Annotated in this window: 12 protein-coding genes; 11 read left to right on the top strand and 1 reads right to left on the bottom strand. The window is 32.9% G+C overall.

From position 1 onward, the window contains the following. Positions 1-130: 130 nt before the first annotated feature. The 3 genes from GC098_RS21660 to GC098_RS21650 all read left to right on the top strand — a co-directional run bounded on the left by GC098_RS21660 (position 131) and on the right by GC098_RS21650 (position 6,117). Positions 131-430 carry a hypothetical protein gene (locus GC098_RS21660; RefSeq protein WP_171645307.1) on the top strand — a complete coding sequence of 100 codons (300 nt, stop codon included), beginning with the start codon at positions 131-133 and terminating at the stop codon, positions 428-430. Between the two features lie 1,649 nt (positions 431-2,079). Beyond that, positions 2,080-4,458 (top strand): LTA synthase family protein, encoded by a 2,379-nt coding sequence (locus GC098_RS21655; protein WP_171645306.1) that lies wholly within the window; start codon positions 2,080-2,082, stop codon positions 4,456-4,458. A gap of 900 nt (positions 4,459-5,358) precedes the next feature. Continuing rightward, a complete protein-coding gene (locus GC098_RS21650) occupies positions 5,359-6,117 on the top strand; it encodes a C1 family peptidase (RefSeq protein ID WP_171645305.1) in 759 nt (252 codons plus the stop codon). 41 nt (positions 6,118-6,158) lie between these two features. On the opposite strand, the gene GC098_RS21645 is transcribed toward GC098_RS21650, so the two are convergent. Next, a complete protein-coding gene (locus tag GC098_RS21645) occupies positions 6,159-8,678 on the bottom strand; it encodes an O-antigen ligase family protein (protein WP_171645304.1) in 2,520 nt (839 codons plus the stop codon). Between the two features lie 125 nt (positions 8,679-8,803). Here GC098_RS21645 and GC098_RS21640 point away from each other — a divergent pair, with 125 nt between their 5' ends. The 8 genes from GC098_RS21640 (at position 8,804) to GC098_RS21605 (ending at position 20,037) form a co-directional block, all read left to right on the top strand. Then, positions 8,804-9,604 (top strand): ABC transporter permease, encoded by an 801-nt coding sequence (locus GC098_RS21640; protein WP_171645303.1) that lies wholly within the window; start codon positions 8,804-8,806, stop codon positions 9,602-9,604. A gap of 13 nt (positions 9,605-9,617) precedes the next feature. After that, positions 9,618-10,889, top strand: coding sequence for an ABC transporter ATP-binding protein (locus tag GC098_RS21635; protein ID WP_171645302.1), 1,272 nt, complete (start codon positions 9,618-9,620; stop codon positions 10,887-10,889). 5 nt (positions 10,890-10,894) lie between these two features. Beyond that, positions 10,895-11,929 (top strand): class I SAM-dependent methyltransferase, encoded by a 1,035-nt coding sequence (locus GC098_RS21630; protein WP_171645301.1) that lies wholly within the window; start codon positions 10,895-10,897, stop codon positions 11,927-11,929. A 36-nt stretch (positions 11,930-11,965) separates the two neighbouring features. Further along, entirely contained in the window at positions 11,966-14,698 is a 2,733-nt protein-coding gene (locus GC098_RS21625; RefSeq protein ID WP_171645300.1) for a glycosyltransferase, read from the top strand. Positions 14,699-14,723: 25 nt separating this feature from the next. Beyond that, entirely contained in the window at positions 14,724-15,953 is a 1,230-nt protein-coding gene (locus GC098_RS41260; RefSeq protein ID WP_171645299.1) for a glycosyltransferase, read from the top strand. Continuing rightward, entirely contained in the window at positions 15,950-17,071 is a 1,122-nt protein-coding gene (locus GC098_RS21615) for a glycosyltransferase (RefSeq protein ID WP_171645298.1), read from the top strand. Before GC098_RS41260 ends, GC098_RS21615 begins: the two co-directional genes overlap by 4 nt. 135 nt (positions 17,072-17,206) lie before the next feature. After that, positions 17,207-18,277: an acyltransferase family protein gene (locus GC098_RS21610; protein WP_171645297.1), complete on the top strand. Its 1,071-nt coding sequence runs from the start codon at positions 17,207-17,209 to the stop codon at positions 18,275-18,277. Then, positions 18,274-20,037, top strand: a complete 1,764-nt coding sequence (locus GC098_RS21605) for a hypothetical protein (RefSeq protein WP_171645296.1) — start codon at positions 18,274-18,276, stop codon at positions 20,035-20,037. Before GC098_RS21610 ends, GC098_RS21605 begins: the two co-directional genes overlap by 4 nt. Positions 20,038-20,042: the final 5 nt, after the last annotated feature.

Here is a 20,042-nt window from a genome sequence, read left to right as displayed (position 1 = left end):
GTCTGCTTGGACATTTAACCTGCTTGGCCCACATAATCCGCCTAATTATTGGATAAATAGGCATTGGTACATTCATTGGACTAGGGATAAACGTATACTAACACAAACCTATAGAGGAGTTGACCCATCCATGGAACACAAACATCACCATTTCAGCCCGCTTGCCCAACCTAGCCAACTCAGTCCGCTTAGCCAACCTGGCCCAGGCAAACCATTTCAATGTCCACCTGCTGACCCGATCATGACAGATCCAGAAAGAGTTGTAAGAGATTTCTACCACCCACAAAGAGTTCAAGTTATTCATCCTATTCAAATCGTGAATAGACATCACTGTGTTCCTGTCTATGAGCATGTTTATACTTGTTCTGAGGTAGATGAATATTGCGGTACTCACCCGCATCCGCATCAAGGCATGCTGCGTGAGAAGTAGAGAAGGAAACCCTCGGAAAGAATCTGATGATTCTTTTTGGGGGTTGTTTTGTGTGGTGTTCCGAACAAAGAAATAGATATAGAAGACCATTGATTTTGATCCATTTTAATGGATCGGTTGTTGGTTCTTTGTGTACAAAAACCTTTTTTATTGATAGAAATAAAAAATCACATTTTTTGCAAAAAATGAATTTTAATCTTTAATTAATATATTATTTTCATTCTCTCTGTGGCATGTGGATAGATTTTCATCATGGCTTCAGAATCCATCGTTTTACAACACAACACAAGATAGTTTGAGATCAACTTCTGCCTCTGCTAGATATGTATAAGGCAAAAAATGTTAATTTTTTTTGTAAACGACGTATTCTTTAGAAGGATATAGGGATAGCCTTTTGACGACAAAATATTAAATGATGATCTTGAAACTCATATAGAGTTTGTGAAATCTATAAAATCCAACACGATGGTTAGAGGGCGATGAGTTATAAAGTTTAATCAGTTTTCTGAATACAATCATAGAACTATAACCGGTCATACAGTGATCAAGATACTACCAACAGTTGCTTTAAGTGGGAAAGGGTAGTTAAAGCTTCCAATCAGATAGATGGGGCTAATTTCAGCAATTCTATCGGGCTCGGTTTCATTGATTGCTATCTTCGTGAATTGCTATTTTTAGGCTTTATTTTGGTTGAAGGGTAATCTTACTCTTACAATGATGATTGGAGAGCATAACTTTAAAGTTAGTTTCTCCAACTAAGCACCATTTTCACTACCAACAGTCGCTATCGATTGAAACAAATCGAATGCACTGGCAATTTTTCCGTAAGTGACAAAGATCGTAACCGACATGAAACGGTTAACAGCGATGGTCAATACTCCTTGGTCGCGGGAATTCCAGTATTCACATCGTAAACGATGGATAATTTTCAATAAAAATGACACGTGTCGTATTTACTCGAAATATGTTATGATCAAGCATAAACAAGGGACAGGATATAATATTCAGTACATTCAAAGAAATTAACTTTTATGTTCCTTACTTAAATAGCTTAAGTTTTGAATTAAAACAAGGGAATCATCGGCAAATTAATGTTAGGTTATTGGTTTTATTTATTAAAAAGTAGTCTAACCTGATAAACTTAAGGGGGGAGCGTCAAGAAGTTTGTGTAAGGGGGTAGTGCTTCCACATTAGTTTGAAATTTTCAATCGTGTAAGGGTTGTTGATGTAGCTCAAATGAAAGAGCGAGAGCAGGAATGTTACTCCTTTGGTTTTTTTTCTTCAAGAGGATTGGGTTTAAAACTCCCCATTCCGATTACAAGGGAACTGGAGTTCATTGAAATTATTGAAATTACCAAGTATATCTAAGGTGCGTTCATAATAGCCAATACGACTTTCCGGTGGTTGGCTTGTTCAAAATCCATGAAATTTTTCATTTCTTCCTGCATGATGAACTAGGTTTTCTCTTTCACAAAACCAGTTACAAGATTTTTAAATAGATCAGAGTGCATAGTTTCATGTTTAGTTGTCATGAGTAGGGTTCCTTTCTTGGTGACGTCGAAATCCCGAGAATTCCCTGCTTTTTTGTTGTCTGGGGAGACTCCAAATTCTTTTAAACAAACTATATTAAGTTATCAAGGAAGTGTAATATGTTTAAAATAACAAAAAAGATAGAAATAATATTATTTCTATTTCCGTGTTTAATTATCCTGATTGCTATAGAGTATATTGGACGAAATGGATTTAAGGGGTTGTGGGTATGGTCAGTAATAAATCCTTTGAATTTTTTAGTCAACTATATAGTAATTATATCAATATATACCATTTTAATATTGATGTTTGGAAGAAATAAGGTTATATACACCCTATCTAGCTTCTTATTTAATTCAATAATACTTGTTTACGCTCTTATAAGTCGCATAAAATCAGATTTTGTAGGATTACCTCTTTTACCTTCTGATCTAATCCTTCATAGTGAAACTGACGATATTGTTAATTATATTCACATTTCAGATTATGCCTTCTATATATTATTAATTTGTTTTATCATTTTTCTGATGTTATTTTTTCAATGGTTCTTCTTCTTTCGAACCAATTTTAAAATAAGGTTGGTTGGAGGTGTTATTGCTGGCTTTTGTATATTTTCAATTATTACTAATCAATCTATTAAATTTTTTCATATTAATAATGTGATTTGGGATCAAACAGAAAATTTCAAAAAAAATGGTCTGGTTTTATCTGCCTTTATGAACGTATATAAAAAAAAGATACCAGCTTCTCCAGAGTATAGTAAGAAAACTATAGAGAACATTTCAAAAAACATCAAAGTCCCGAGTTCAAGCACAATAAAGCCAAATATAATAATAGAAATGAACGAGGCTTTTTGGGACCCAACATTATTAGAAACCGTATCTTTTAGTAAAGACCCACTTCCTTTTTTCCATAGCTTACAAAAACAATACACTTCTGGCTACCTGATATCTCCTCAGTTTGGGGGGGGGACATCAAATGTTGAATTTGAGGTTTTAACTGGATTGAGCATGAGATTTTTACCAACGGGGTCTCTTGCTTATGTTCAATATGTTAATCGACCAATTGATTCATTAGCAAGCATTCTAACTAGGAAGGGGTATATATCAACGGCAGTTCACTCATATCATAATTGGTTTTATAAAAGAAATGACGTGTACAAAAAAATTGGTTTTTCTAAATTTGAAAGTGGGGAATTTTTTTATAATACGGAAATTAAAGGCCCTTTTATCTCAGATGATGATGTGTCTAAAAAGATTATTGAGGTAACTTCAAAAACTAAAGAACCAGATTTTGTTTACGCAATATCAATGCAAAATCACGGGCCATATCAAGCAAATAGATATCCAAAGAATAATATTTCTATTTCTGGCTTAACGGGAAACTCAAAGGATATTTTAGAAACATATGCGCAAGGGGTAGCAGATGCAGATCAGTCTCTTCAAAAATTAGTTGACTTTTACAGTAAATCTCAAGAACCTACGATTATAGTTTTTTTTGGTGACCATTTGCCTGTTTTAGGTGATAATTATCGTGTATATCAAGAATCCAATTTTATCAGTAGACCAACGAGTTGGGACTATGAAAGTAACACAAGGATGCATAGCGTGCCTATTGTAGTTTGGAGTAACTTACCAATAGAAAAAGAAAAAATTAAAATGGACCCGTCTTTTTTGGGAGCATATATATTAGATATTACTCATCAAAATGATTCAGAACTTATGCAAGTTATCTCAGACCTGTACGAAGTATCTCCCGTGATCCCTGAAACAAAATACTATAAAGATATTAATTACGATGAGGATAATTTGAAGGATTACAAAAGTTTGCAATATGATATTTTATTCGGTTCAAATTACCTTTATCAATCAAATCATAAAAATATCGTTAATGAGAGTTACACAGTGGGGGAAAGAACTATAATAACGAATATAGGTCCTGATGAAATAACCGCAGTGCATAATGATTCATGGAGTGGGGAAACAGCTATATTCCTACAAGGAGATAATTTCATCCCCAATAGTTATATCTTTATAGATAATAAGAAAATTAAAACCTCTTATGGTGGGAAAAATCTATTGACAGCTATTATACCTAAAGAATTGTATAGAGAGCCAGGGACACTTTCGTTCCAAGTAAAGACACTAGATTCCCATGGTACAATACTTACTGAATCCAATAAAGTAGATGTACCCATAAAAAATCCAGACACCCGAAATATAACAATTGAATCTGTAAACCCCGATGAAATCAAAGCGGGCGTTGTATTTAATCCACATAATGGGGATGCTGCACTTTCTGTTAATGGTAGTGGTTTTTCAGTTGATTGTGTCATATATTTAAATGGAAATCCATTGCCTACAGCTGTTGGTGGGGATAACTTTTTAACCGCAATTGTTCCAGCTAAGTATTATAATCAATCAGGAACGCTCCAATTAGTTGTCCGTGATGCAAAAGGGGATAGACAATCTGAGCAGTATTTAATAGCGGTTAATTAATGTTTAAAAAATGAAGGAGTAAAAATTGTTTCTGGAAGGTATTTCCTGCATGTAACCGAAATTAGGCGTATATATTGTGTATACAGTGAAGTATCCAAATGCTTACACATACAAACACACGCAAATTACCTGGATTGTGCGAGATAAGATGAATAAGCTAATCTAGAACATGATCATTCCATCTAAAGGTTAGGGTTAGCCTGCTATTTTCGGGCTTGCTTGGACATTTAACCTGCTTGGCCCACTAAATCAGCCCTAATTATTGGCTAAATAGGCATTGGTACATTCCTTGGACTAGGGATAAACGTATACTACACAAACCTATATTGGAGTTGACCCATCAATGGAATACAAACCTAACCAACTCAGCCCGCTTAGCCAACCTAGCCAACCTGGCCCAGGCAAACCATATCAATGTCCACCGACTGACCCGATAATGACAAGTCCAGAAAGAATAGTAAGAGACTTCTACCACCTACAGAAAGTTCAAGTTATTCATCCTATTCAAATCGTTAACCAAGTATTGCGGCACTCAACCGCATCCGCATCAAGGCATGCTGCGCTACTAGTCGATAAAGAAACCCTCGGAAAGAATCGTTATTCTTTTCGGGGTTTTTTTTTGTGTGGTGCCAGAACAGAAGAAATTATCGATACACAGAGGACCACAAATGCAAGAGCCACTGCCGCTTCCTGACATGGAACATATGTCGCCTGGCATGGCAGCGGCTTTACGCGGCTGGGAGTAAGTATCTGGTAGAATAGATGAAATGGGATGCCATCAAGTGATATCCATTTGTGGGATGACGGTTGGTGGCTTTTATTAGTCTAGCGAAACGAATTGTATACATATTTTAGTATGAAATGTATAATTATGTATCATATTGGAAAGGATGTGTGGCTATGTCGAATCGTGTGTTCCCTTTGAAACGGGAAAAGCGTGATTTACGCGATTATCATTTTATGAGTACGGCGTTTAAGTCCCCGAGCGAGCTGCCCAAGAAAGTCGACTTGCGCTCAAACATGTCCCCCATTGTCGATCAAGGCGCACTCGGAAGCTGTACGGCCAACGCCATAGCTAGCGGGCTTCGAGAGTATTTGCTCGTAAGCAGTCAGGAGAAGTGGACAGCTCTTTCTCGGCTTTTCCTGTATTGGCACGAACGTAAACTCGAAGGTCATGTGGATGAAGATTCGGGAGCCTATATCCGAGATGGGATGAAAGTGCTCCAGAAGATTGGCGTTTGTCCAGAAGAGGATTATCCATATAACATTGTGGATTTCAGAGATACGCCCGATCCCAAAGCAGAAATGGATGCAGCTAATTACAAAATCGGCGACTACCATCGGATCACCGACTTATATGCCCTTAAGGCTGCACTGGCTGAGCAATCACCCGTTGTTATCGGCATGATGTTATACGAGAGCTTCCAATCTCCTGAAGCAGCCCAAACGGGCAAAATTCCGGTTCCGAAGAAGAAGCGTGAACGGGTGCTGGGCGGACATGCCATGTTGGCAGTCGGGTATGTAGACCGTGGCCAGTCAGGTCATGTCATCGTGCGCAACAGCTGGGGCGAGGACTGGGGAGATCATGGATACTGCTATATTCCTTATAAAATGTTTCAGGATCCGGACAGTGTGATGGATATGTGGACGGGGCGATAAAGGAAATAGGAAAAGGCACCACATCACTGTGGCGCCTTTTCCTATTTCAACTGAAAATTAGTAGCTATGATTGCATCAATATTCTGTTTCTCCGCTGGGTCCTTGGCAATAAGCTTATTTAACAAATCATTGTCCGCAGTTCCTTGCTTCTGAAGAGCAGCCAGATACCATCTGGCGACGACACGGTTCGTCTGATCATCGAATTTATCAGTCACATACGGTTTAATCGTATTAGCTGCACCCGCATAGTCACCACGCATGTAGTGAACTTGACCTACATTGAGCGCCATACTAGGCGTCACAGCGAACTCGCGTCCTTGTGCTTGTTCTTTAGGCAGATTCTTCAGGGAATCGATGCGAGCCAGAACTTCATTGTATGTGGCAAGTACATTGTCGAGCTTTTTATTCGTATCTTGTATATTATTCTTTTGAATGTCTTGGTTTGCGAGTTCGATATTTAAAGACATGCTTTTTTCATAGAGATCAATATACCAAGGATAGTTAGGAATTTGAGCGGTGGACCAGTCTAACGCTTTTTGAGTTTCGCCTTTAATCAGAAGCATATTAAGCTGTTGCATGGCGACCATCCGGTTATGCGGTTCCTTTTTCAACAATTGATTGAGAAGATCTTGTGCTTGATTGAAAAAAGTTTCTGCTTTCTTCGGGTCTTCTTTCTGCATCTGATTAGAAACTTGAAGAAGAATGCCGATTCTGCTAACCTGTCCTGTTAATAAATAGTCTGGATGAGCAGGATGCAGAGAAATCGCTTTGTCCAGCGGAGTTACAATTTGATTGTAATCTTGACTCTTTTTGATAACTTCAAGTGTCTGCTTATAAGAACTATTCGCCGAGACTAGCTGAGCTGAGATATAAAACATCACGATCGACAAGACAGCCAGGAGTGCCGGGAACATTTTTTGAAGTGCAAGTGAATCTGACTTTAATCGTATAGGAGCCGATGTACTATTACTCAGCATCCCGCCTAGTGCAAGGAAAAGAACAGCACCCAAATACACATAGCTTAAATCAAAGTCAATCATACTGTGTGCTAAGAGTGAAACTGTTACGATGAAAAATAGGAAGTGTAGATCTCTTTTTTCCTGTGAGCTTTTGATGTAGCTTCGTATATAAAACACCATAACAGCAAGTACGAAACCGATAAAGGCAAGGAAACCTAGTGCCCCGGCCTCAACTAAGTATTGAAGAGCAAAGTTATGAGCCTGGCGACTTGTGTATGGGTTGTTTTGATACTTCTCATATAAAGAAGCCCAAGCGCCACCGCCTGCTCCAATAATTGGATAATCCGACCAGAGCTTCACAGCATCCTTATAAAATGTTCCGCGCTCCAGAACGCTGTGCTGTTGGAAGTTAATGTTCTCTAGACGTATTTTTACATTGTTAGGAAGGATATTTTTCAAACCTGTATCTCCGAAGAGAAGAACAGCTCCTATAACACCAACGATAATAGCAGCTATAGGGAGGATGAAAGTAGCATTCTTCTTAGTTGAGAATCGAGCTGTCACTCGCTCCAACCAAGGAGCTCCGAAGCGTTGAATAACGATTGCAAGTGCAGTGAAAACTATCGAGGTAAGAAGTAAAATCCACCAACCGTGCCAGGATTCAGCTGCACTAGGCTGTTTTTGTAATCCAATCCCGATATCTGTTACTTTTTGTAGAATTGCCAGAGACGCTGCGAATGCTAGACCAAATTGTATGAGTGCTAGAATCTGTCTACTAATCGAAAAGAAGAAAAGCATAATTAAGAAAACAACCGGAATGACCACAATCGCGCCGCGGGAAAGTGTTAGCCAAAACGAAACAATGATGGGTACTAACATGATTGCATTAAGTAAAACTACGTACCATTTACGAGACTTAACAATGAAGAACAATGAACTAAGGGATAATGTGATTAAAAAAGCAGCATACGTATTCGCATATTGAAAAACAGACGTTAGACGTAACCCATTAGAGTCGGTCATAATCGCATCGCGGTATAAGTAAGGTGTATTTGCATCCATAAGAGCGAACCATCCTACCAAGTGTCCAACGAAGTTTCCGTTACCTAACCAGTACAAAAGTCCGAAGAGGACAATGAAGTAACCGGAGATCAATAATAAAGCGGCAACAATCGACGTGCCTAGCTTGTTTTTTGTCAGAAATACACCTAAAATGAAGAAGGTTGCATACAGCATTTGTATATAGATCATATTTGTTGCCAAATAATGTGATGCTGCATTGGACAAAGAAATGACATAAGTTAATGGCATCATTAAGACGAGAATCGTCATAACATCTTTTTGTTCCTTAAGCTTGAATACAAAGAATGCAAGGATTGCAATAAGCAGTAATATGATGGAGGACCACACCGAAGCTGAGTAGATTGTTCTTTCGAAATCGTAAGTCCCACCATTGAACAACGCACGCTGAAACGGCGCCCAGAACATAAACAAGCCCGTAAACACTACTAAAATCCAAAAAATAACAGAGCTTTTCTCTGTCGTTATCGTTCCACTCGCTTTTGCACGCGAAGCCGCGTAGGCATTCTTACTTGCACTCATGAAAGACAGTCTCCTTTTTTGCTAAAGTTCGATTTTATTTTAGCATACTGGGAAGAGGGTTTCCAAATAATAATCTACACTGAACAATTTAGAAATGAAATAATAACAGAGTTTGGGTGGTTTCAATGAGAGAATTATTGTATTTTTTCAAGGACATTTTTGATAATAGGTTACTTGTGTGGGATTTATCTAAGAAAGATTTTCAAAATAAATTTACTGGATCTTATTTAGGGATTATCTGGGCATTTATTCAACCAATCATAATGATTTTAATTTATTGGTTTGTTTTTCAGGTAGGCTTCAAATCAACTACTGTAAGCAATGTTCCTTTTGTACTTTGGCTATTATCAGGAATGATACCATGGATTTATTTTACAGATAGTGTGTTTAATTCAACGAATTCTGTTGTAGATAGTAGTTATCTTGTTAAAAAAATTGTGTTTAATGTAAGAATTCTTCCTTTTGTTAAAATAGTATCGGCTGCCTTCATTCATCTTTTTTTTATTATTGTATTATTATTAATGCTGTTCATTTATGGTTTTAGCTTTGATTTAGTATATTTTCAATTTTTTTATTACTTTATAGCTCTTTTATTGCTAATACTTGGTATTGGATTGATATCGTCTTCGATTATTGTATTTATTAAAGATGTTGGACAAATTATCAATATGCTCCTACAGTTTGGATTTTGGTTAACTCCGATCTTTTGGTCGATTCAACAAATTCCTCAGAAGTATCATTTTTACTTAAAACTCAACCCAATGTATTATATTATAATTGGCTATAGAGAAACTTTTCTTGATCATGTTTATTTTTGGGAGCACCCTATTCTTACAATCTATTATTGGGTAGTGGTTTTTGTAGTTCTCAGCATAGGGACTATGCTATTTTCTAAATTAAGATCACATTTTGCAGATGTACTGTAAGAAGGAGATATTTATGTATGAAAATGAAGTAAGTATAGAAGTATCCAGTATATCTAAAAATTATAAATTATATAATAAACCTATTGAACGATTTCAGGAATCACTTAGTCTCACGGGAAGAAAATATCACACTCTGTTTTCTGCTTTAACTAATGTTAGTTTTACTGTCTTAAAAGGAGAAACAGTGGGGTTGTTAGGGAAAAATGGTTCGGGCAAATCAACTTTACTAAAGATAATTACAGGTGTTTTATCAGCTTCATCAGGAAATTGTACAGTTACTGGTAAAATTTCTTCTATATTAGAGCTTGGGGCAGGATTTAATTTAGAATACACAGGAATAGAAAATATATACATGAATGGAACGATTCTTGGCTTAAGTAAAAAAGAAATTGATCAGCGCTTAGATGGAATTTTGAAGTTTGCAGATATTGGAGATTTTATTTATCAACCAGTTAAGCTTTATTCCAGCGGTATGTTTGCAAGATTGGCATTTGCATTGTCCATTAATGTGGATCCAGATATATTAATCGTGGATGAAGCACTTGCTGTTGGTGATATAAAATTTCAAACAAAATGTTATAACAAATTCAATGAATTAAGGCAGCAAGGTGTAACCATCTTATTCGTTAGTCATGACATTTCGTTAATAAGAAATTTCTGCAATAGGGCAATTTGGCTGGATAGTGGCGAAGTAAAAATGATTGGTGAAACAGTAGAAGTAACAGCGGAATACACAAAGTTTATTAATTCTGATCATTCAGTCATTAGTGATAATGCGAAAACAAATAATGGGCTGATTGATGTTAAACAAATTCCTACGAGTTCTTTTGAGCCAATCAATAGATGGGGTAACCCTTCAAATTTAATAAATTATGTTGAGCTTTTCAATAGTCATGGTGAATCAACAAGTATTATTAATTTGAACGAGAAAGTGTCACTTAAGGTCATCGCATATATACCAGATGGTATAGACTTAAAAAGTTTAAGTATCGCTTTCTCCATTAAAAATACTTTAGGTATAGACTTAATTGTTTCCACAACTCACGAGAATAATATTAAGATATCTATTAACTCATGTTATATAGAAGCCATTTTTGAATTTGAAAATTATTTGACAAATGGCGAATATGTGATAAATGTGGCTATTGAAAATAGAAGCAATGCAATTCCAGAATATTATGACTATATTGAAGGCGCTAAGTATTTTAAAAGTTCATCAAGTAAACAAGTTTTTGGCATGTTAAATATACCTGTTTCACAAAAAATTGTTTATCTAAGGGAGTAACTCAAATGACAAATAATGATTTAAACTCTCAGGATTATTGGAATGAGAGATTTGTTAAAGACTGGGATTCAAAAGGTGGTAGGAATCAAACCAGTTATTTCGTGAATCTTGCTCTAAAACTCATTCCATCTCCCATATTAAACGTTATTCAAAAGAAAAATTTATCTGTACTTGATTGGGGATGTGCCGAAGGTGATGGGACAGTTGTTTTAGCAAAACAATTATCTTCATCGAATGTATTCGGTTTAGATTTTGCTGAAGCAGCAATTTCAAAAGCAAAAAGTCATTATAGTAACATTACTTTTTTTGATGGTAAATTAGAAAATTACGATAACGTATATGACGTCATCTTTACTTCGAATTGTCTAGAACATTATGAAAATCCTATTGATTGGATGCATTATTTGTCAAAATGGACAAAAGAATTGCTGATAATATTAATTCCTTTTCAAGAATATGAGAGAATTGATGAACACTTCTCCACTTTTGACTACCTGAATATTGCTTTATCAATAAATAATCTCCAACTTCTATATCATAAAGTTGTACCTACCGAACCTAGTTATTGGCCAGGAAAGCAAATACTGTTGATATATGCAAATAAAGATTCTAGTATCTATGATGAATTAACTTTGGATATTTTTCAACCAACTGAACACGAAGAAAATTTACTCGAAGAAACGGTAAACAAATTAACCGCAGAAGTCGAGAAAAGGGATAATATAATATCCTTTATATCAAAAGAAAATGAAACAAATACTGAATGGATAAGCATAGCAAAAGAAGAAGTGGAAAAACGTGAGATCAGTATAACTTTCTTGAAAAATGAAATTGAAGAAAAAAATAAATGGATTGAAAACATAACTGAAGAAGTTCGGAAGCGTGACGAAAGCGTTTCCTATCTGCAGGCAGAAATAAAAGCGAAAGATGAATGGATAAAAAAACTTCAAGAGGAAGTTTCGAAAAGAGATGAAAGTGTAGCCATACTAAAACAAGAAATTGATTCCTTAATGCAGATAAAACAAGTGGAAGATCAGTAGGTGCATCTTACAAATAATCTGAGATGAGGAAAGTAAATGGTCGAATTAAAAAAGAATAATAATGAAATTAAGATTAAGGAATATGTGATTGATAAAATCGAATTTGCTTTTGAACACAATACTCAATCATTAATTCAATTAACAAGAGAAATCGAACGTGCTCAAAGTACAAAGGCCTGGAAAATCATGTGTGCTTTGAGAAGATTAAATGAACAGTTTATTAAAGGTGAAAAGAATGAAAAAAGGAAATTTTTGAAATGGGTATATAATAAAATATCGGGAAAACCAATTGTTAAAGATTTGGAATTATATCAATTTAATCCTGTTAAAAGTATTGGAAATATACTTAAAATTGATAGTTTGCAATTAGTGGATGAAGCAAAAGAATTATATCAAGTTACTGCGTCTAATACACATGAAACTGATGAAGCATATTCTGATTATTATTATTTTGATGTGTTTAGATTTCCAGTTATAGAATGGAACTTCAGATGGCAACGACCACAACAAATTTCAGTTCAGTTTGCTGAGAATGGACACCGAGTATTTTATTTTTCAATTGATACCACAGAATTAAATAATCCTGATTTAACAAGAAAAGAAGTAGAAGAACATGTTTTAATTAGAAAATTACACAACAATGTTTGGGGAGTAAAACTGTGCTCTAATAATCGTCTGAATGCTTACCGAGATGTCATTGGAGATACTATTGACTTGAAGTATCTTAACTGGTCAATTGATTATATAAAAAATAAATACAAGATATCAAATACTATTTCAATATTAGATCTGCCATTTTGGTCTGACTTGGCACATACGTTAACTAATAACAGAATAGTTTATGATTGTATGGATGATCATGAGGGGTTTTCTACTAATTCAGCAGGTATGCTCTCAAAAGAGGAATCTTTAATAAATTCATCGGATATGGTAGTGACATCATCATCTAGACTTTTTGAAAAAGCGATATTAAAAAATGAAAATACAGTTCTTATTAGAAATGCGGGTGAATATGAACATTTTTCTTCCAAAACTGAGCTGCTTACACCAGAATTATCTACTTTAAAAGGACCAGTAATTGGATACTATGGAGCTATTTCTGATTGGTTTGATATAAAACTAATTGAATATTTAGCAAAAAGAAACACTAATTGGAATTTTGTTTTGATTGGTGATACATTTGGTTGCGATATTAGTAACGTATCTGAAATGAAAAATGTAATACTTACTGGCGAGAAACCATACTCCGATTTACCTCAATATTTAAATGGTTTTGATGTTTGTATGATCCCTTTTATTGTAAATAATCTAACTCTTGCTACTAATCCTGTTAAAATTTATGAGTATCTTGCAGCTGGGAAGCCTGTAGTTTCAGTCAGATTACCGGAACTAGAATTGATATCGAATGTTGTGAAGCTTGCATCTAACTATGAAGAATTTGAAAAACTGCTGCAGGATTCATTAAAAAGTAATGATCAATCCGATATTGATAAAAGGAAAACTTTTGCATCTTTGAATACCTGGTCAAACAGATATGAAGTATTCAAAAATGAGATAAATTCCCGATTTTTCCCTAAAGTTAGCATTGTTATTGTAACGTATAACAATTGGTCTTATACAAAACAATGTTTGCAAAGCTTACTTACAAATAATGATTATCCTAATGTTGAAATAATTATAGTTGATAATGCCTCAACCGATGAAACTAAGATTCATTTATCTCGAATAAGAGATCCTAGAGTTAGTGTGTTTCAATCTTCTACGAATAGAGGATTTGCAGGAGGAAATGCACTCGGCTGTAGGAATGCTACTGGCGAGTTTATCATTCTACTTAATAATGATACAATCGTCACGCAAGGATGGATTCAAAAATTAGTTAAGCCTTTAAAAGAAAACTTGGAAATTGGTTTAGTTGGCCCAGTATCAAATTCTGTCGGTAATGACCAAATGTTAGATTTTTTTGTTGGGAATTCTTTAGCGGGGCCTGATCCTGAATGGCTAGCTGAATTTTATGAACAATACAAAGATAGAATTAGATATACGAATTTGTTAGGTTTTTTCTGTGTTGCTTTTAGAAGAGATGTTTATAATGAAATTGGTGATTTAGATAGTAATTATAAAATTGGTATGTTTGAAGATGATGATTATTGTGAAAGAGTAAGAAACAATGGCTATAAATTAGCAATTATCGAGGATGCATTTGTTTATCATCATGGAAGTGTAAGTTTTAAGAAGCTTGAAGATAAAAAGTATAGGCAAATTTGGGAGTTAAACAAAAATTATTTTGAACAAAAATGGTCTAAAACTTGGACATTTCCTAATTTACCCAATAGTATATTTTCAGGTGTACATGATAGTTCTGAAATAGACAAACACATTCAGGAACAAAATAAAAAAAATATATTAATTATTGGAGAAGGTAATTGGAACAAAGATAAAAAGCGGTGGAAAGAAATAACAAAGCTTCTTGGTAGCGATAAAGAGTTATTAATTATTAGTTATGTAACAAACTATTACAATGAAAGTATTTCAGGAATTCGAAAATATGGACCCAACATCTACTTTACAAATCGCGTTGATTTTTTCAAGAATGTAACTTTTGATGTTATTATTTATTGCGGTAGTCCTTTATTAGAAGAAATGAAGGCGCATCGAATAATCATAGATGAACCTTCTTATTCAAGTTCAGATAGTTTAATGAATTTGAAGGAAGAGTTTAAACGAGCGACTATCTTTAAAAGTGAAACTCTTATTGAAGTTTTGAATTAAATTACTTAAAAGGGAGTGCAAGGCAGTGAATGTTGGTAAATTATTTAGGATGATACGACATCCTAGAGTTTTAACTAGAAAATTGTTGCATCGTTTACCTAAATATTATCGAAACATACTGCTTTGCTTTCCTAATGAAAAGAGAATAAAGGGACAAATAAATGAATTGTTAGCTAAAAAACCAAAGAACCCTATCATAATATTTCCATCACCATCATGTCCATGGGGATATTTGTTTCAAAGACCCCAACAGCTAGCAAGAGCATTTGCAAAATTAGGATATGCAGTTATTTACTTAGTCGATACGAGTTTTGTAGGATCTCCTGATTGGGAGGTTAGGGGATTATTTAAAATAGAAGAAAACTTATACTTATATAATGATGGATTAGATGGAGAGTTACTAAAAAAATCATTGGAAGGTGAGAAAATACTGATATGGCAGTATTGGCCTCATCAGAGAAATGTTATTAAAGAAAATCTCCATCATGTAAATAGTATTCGAATATATGATTGTATCGATCACATTAATACTTTTGATAGTTATGATAAGATTCAAATTGATTTTGAAAATTCTCTGCGGGAATCAGATTACATTCTTGCAACTGCAAATGGAATAGCGAATGATTTACGTCAATTAGGATTCAACCCTCTTCTTATACCAAATGGAGTTAATATAAACGATTTTGAGCAATATCAGAGAATTAAATGGGATGATCTTGATGATTTACGACTAAATTCCAAAGTAATTGTTGGTTATTATGGAGCTATTGCTAGTTGGTTTGACTTTTCTGCAATTAGATATGCAGCTGAAATGAAGCCGGATTGGACCTTTTTAATTGTAGGTGAAGTATATTCTGATGTTCAGAAAGATGTTCATGCCCTACGTAGAAGTTATCCCAATGTTATATTTAAATCAAGGGTTTCTTATGATTTTATTCCTCAGTTACTTTCTTATTTTGACATAGCAGTATTACCTTTTCTAATTAATGAAATTACTTTAAATACATCGCCAGTTAAAATATTTGAATATCTAGCAGGTGGTAAGCCTGTAGTAAGTTCAAATTTACCTGAGGTTAATGGATTATCTTCAGTTTTTATAAGTAACAACAAAATTGAATTTTATGAAAAATTACTTGAGGCTGAGACTAAAAAAGATGATGAACAGTTCATATTGAAACTAACTAAAGAAGCTGAAGAAAACACGTGGGAAAATAGATTAAATAAAGTGTTGACCCGAGTGGAGGAGTTGCTTTGAGCAACAAAAAGATTGTTCTTTTTGATAGGTTAGATTCTGAAACTAATCCGGGTGGAGATACTGTACAGATTAGAGCAATAGCAGAATTTTTGCGTAATAAAAATCATAATGTAATTATAGCAAGAAATTATGAAATGGATTTTTCGATATATGATATTGCTATTGGATTTAATTTAACTTTACCATATGAAGCTTATTTGCAATCTCAAATAGCAAAGAAATATAATCTCTCATTTATTTTTTTTCCAGTTTACTGGGATCTTAGCAAATTAGAAATGATTGATATATTTACTATTAGAAATTTTGTTAGAAATATTTTACCTCGAAAAATCATTTTTTCATTAAAAAGTAGATATTTTCAAAAGAAAAATCAGGATATTATTAATTTACTAAATATCGACTACAAGTTAATGAGAAATAAAAATAACTTAATTTGTGAAATTTTAAATGAGACTGCACTTATCTGTCCAAATTCTTTTGCTGAGCTTGGACATATTATAGAAAATTATTCTGTTGAAAATCTGCGAAAAAAATCAATTGTTATTTATAATGGTATCGATTCAGCCGAAATTTTATTTTCGGAAGAAAAAGAGGAAGATTTATGGTCATGGCTTCCAAAAAAATTTATTTGTTGTGTTGGTGGGATTGGCCCTAGAAAAAACCAATTAAATTTAGTTAAAGCAGCGAATAATACGGAAATACCAGTAATTATTATTGGCAAAGCTTCAAAAAACGATGTAGCATATGAAAATTATATAAAAAAAATTGCAAAACCTAATGTTATCTTCCTTAAATATTTAGAACATCAAGATATATTTAAAATATTACGTAAAGCTCATGGGCATTTGCAACCTAGTTTTATTGAAACGCCAGGGCTTTCTTCTCTAGAAGCTGGTTTATTGGGATGTAATATTGGTGTTGCAGATACCGCTCCTGTTAAGGAATATTTCGGAGATTATGCAACTTATTGCGATCCTCATAATGTAAATTCCATAAAAAAATGCTTAGAGATTTTATATAATAACGAAAAGAATAATAAGTTAAGTAGATTTATAACTGAAAAATATGATTGGAAATATGTACTTGGTGAATTAAATATTGCATTAAAGAAGTTTTAAGAGGGATGAAGATATTGAAGAATCAAGTTTATATAAATTTTAGGTTAATAGTTAGATTAGATACTTAAAGATTACTTAAAAATTACTTAAAGATTGTATATATAGTGCTTAAATTTGATTCAGGAGATAATATAAATGGATTCTAAGAGAACAGCATGGATAGATATTTACAAAGGAATAGCAATTATTTGCATGGTAATAGGGCATACATGGTCCCCTTGGACTCCATTTATCTATCTTTTCCATATGCCGGCTTTTCTTTTCATTTCAGGCTTCACAACAAACTATGGTAAATATAAATTAACTGAATTTTTTTATAAAAGAGTTCAAAGCTTATTAATACCCTACATTTCAATAAATATATTCTTCATATTGATAAGAATTGCATTAAGGTATTTTAAAATAGATTCTTATTTTTATAACGATAGTATTTATTTTTTCCCAACAATAAAACAATTTATTCTACATCTTAGTACGGTTGACTTTGCTGGTGCCACTTGGTTTTTAATTGTATTATTCTTGTCAAGTATTGTATCAAAAGTCATATATGATTTTACTAGATCAATGAATTATAAGTTTACTGTACAATTACTTTCTATTTTATTCCTATATTTTTTAGCTTATTATTTATTTTCACACAAAATAATACTACCGTATATGGTTGATTTAATGTTAGCTGGTAGCTTTTATTTTACTCTTGGTTCTATTTTCAGGGGAAAAGTAATTTTCGAACAAGAAATTAATAAAAGAATTGCAATACCTGTTAGCTTAATAATAATTTTTTTGTTTGGACAATATATTCATCCACAAATGAACTGGCCTACTAGAAGTTTCAGTTCGCCTATGATAAATTTTATTACGTCTATTTCAGGTATATACTTACTTTATATAATTTCTAATATTATTACAAAATTTGATATTTTACGTAGTATATTTGTTTATATTGGTAGAAGAACTTTAGCTATTTTAATTCTACATTTCATGATATTCAGAATTACTTTTGTTCTATTCTTTTTTGTAGGTTTATTAGATCTCGGATATTTAAAAGAATTAACACCTAGAGCCAATAATCACTTTTGGCATGGTTTAACAATTTCCACCATCATATCCATATTATTAATTGAAAGATTGTTAGCAAAAAATAATATTTTAAGCTTTTTGTTTTTAGGTAAAAATGCAAATCCTAAGAAGAGGATAATAAAATGAAAAATAAAGATACTATAGGCATAAATAGCGAAAGGCTAATACTTCTATTAATTATAATAGTCTCTTTTATATCTAACTATTGGATTATCTCACCAAGGAATGGGTTTATTTTTGATGATTATAGTTGGCTTAATACTGTGAAATTTAATAGTTATTCTGATATTTTTAACTTTATACCACAATCTAAATATAATGATCGTTCGGTAGGTACGATTTTTATTAAATTATTATTTGATAGTTTTGGTATGGATTTTATTAAGCATCATGTTTGGTTGCTTCTGCTACATATGATTAATACCATTTTATTGTTCTCATTTATTAAGAAGGTATTAAAAGAAATAAATTATAACAATGCAAAATTCCTTCCACTTATCGTTGTTGTAATTTTCGGGATATTTCCAAGGAGTTTGATGGCAGTTCAATGGGACGCTGCAATTTTTGATTTGCTAGGTGCAACTTTGATATTACTTGTACTTAATATTTATGTATTAAGAAATTTGATGGTTCAATATAAAGTATTTCATACAATTATTATAGTTGTTTTATATTATTTAGCTCTGAGAACAAAAGAAATGGCACTAACCTTACCGGTTATTTTATTTATTTATGAAACTATAAAAATATCTATATTAAATAATTTAAGTTTGAAAACTATTTTATCATCTATAAAAAATAATAAACTATTGATTGTGTTATGTTTTATTATGATCAGTTATTTTTTATTGTTAAATCATTTGCCTTCTGCAGGTAATATGACAGAGGATGTAACGAGTCCATACTATCTTTCATTTAACCCCATAGATATATTTAAAAGTTTATTAAAATATCTTATTCTTTATTTAAACTATACTATTCCGGATTTTACATTTACGAAATTCAATAAATTAACAATAACCCTATTAGTATTCTATATAATTTCTTTTGTTATATCGGTATATTATTTAGTGAAGAAAAAAAATTATATATTAATATTAGTATTCCTGGCAATTGCTGCTGCTTTCTCACCAGTGCTCCCAATGAAAAATATGCAACATATTCTTTATTTGTATATACCATCTATATTTTTGAGTATATTTTTTGCGATTTTTCTAAATTTTATAGTGTCAGTGATTAAACCGGTATCGTTCAAAATTTCTTTTATTTTAGTGTTAATATTAAGTGGATACCTCTTAACCTTTTCTGAAGGAATATCTAATTTCAAAGAATATTGGTTGAGTGTCTCTGATAATAATAGGATTTCTATTACTCAACTCTATCAAATCAAAAAACCAGAGAAAGGGGCTACTATATATATTGAAAACGTGAAAGATTCTCATAACGTTTTTTACTACGGTCCTGGTTTTGTGAATAATATTATATTTAATGATCCTACAATTAAGACAGAATTAAATCCTAAAAGTATAAATAAACAAAAAAGTTACCTTTTGTTAGATTATGATAATGGCTCTCTCAGAGAAATTGAAAGAAGAGAAATAAATCAAGAAATGATTATAGAAGAGACATATCCTAATAAAATTATTGCTGGAGTATCTTTTAATAAGCAGCCAAATGGAGATTCAGCACTTGCTGTTAAAGGAATTAACATATCGGCTGGCACAAAAATTATAGCCAATGATATTGTACTTGAAACCATAATTTCAAATGACAACATAGCAACAGTAATAATACCTAATAAAATGTTTGAAATTAAAGGAGTAATAAAAATTCAATTGAAAAACAATAACCTGACATCAAAAGAGAAGTTAATAACAGTTGAATAAAAGGG

The sequence above is a fragment of the Paenibacillus phytorum genome, assembly GCF_013141715.1.
In the GTDB taxonomy this organism is placed as follows: domain Bacteria; phylum Bacillota; class Bacilli; order Paenibacillales; family NBRC-103111; genus Paenibacillus_E; species Paenibacillus_E phytorum.
The sequence above is the reverse complement of the archived record's forward strand: the minus strand, read 5'-3'. Positions and strand labels throughout refer to the sequence as shown.

Bases quoted from the DNA above. Each gene is read 5' to 3' on its own strand.
- GC098_RS21610 (WP_171645297.1), top strand. From the start codon at position 17,207: ATGGATTCTAAGAGAACAGCATGGATAGATATTTACAAAGGAATAGCA.
- GC098_RS21630 (WP_171645301.1), top strand. From the start codon at position 10,895: ATGACAAATAATGATTTAAACTCTCAGGATTATTGGAATGAGAGATTT.
- GC098_RS21660 (WP_171645307.1), top strand. From the start codon at position 131: ATGGAACACAAACATCACCATTTCAGCCCGCTTGCCCAACCTAGCCAA.
- GC098_RS21655 (WP_171645306.1), top strand. From the start codon at position 2,080: ATGTTTAAAATAACAAAAAAGATAGAAATAATATTATTTCTATTTCCG.
- GC098_RS21635 (WP_171645302.1), top strand. From the start codon at position 9,618: ATGTATGAAAATGAAGTAAGTATAGAAGTATCCAGTATATCTAAAAAT.
- GC098_RS21640 (WP_171645303.1), top strand. From the start codon at position 8,804: ATGAGAGAATTATTGTATTTTTTCAAGGACATTTTTGATAATAGGTTA.
- GC098_RS21645 (WP_171645304.1), bottom strand. From the start codon at position 8,678: ATGAGTGCAAGTAAGAATGCCTACGCGGCTTCGCGTGCAAAAGCGAGT.
- GC098_RS21605 (WP_171645296.1), top strand. From the start codon at position 18,274: ATGAAAAATAAAGATACTATAGGCATAAATAGCGAAAGGCTAATACTT.
- GC098_RS21650 (WP_171645305.1), top strand. From the start codon at position 5,359: ATGTCGAATCGTGTGTTCCCTTTGAAACGGGAAAAGCGTGATTTACGC.
- GC098_RS21625 (WP_171645300.1), top strand. From the start codon at position 11,966: ATGGTCGAATTAAAAAAGAATAATAATGAAATTAAGATTAAGGAATAT.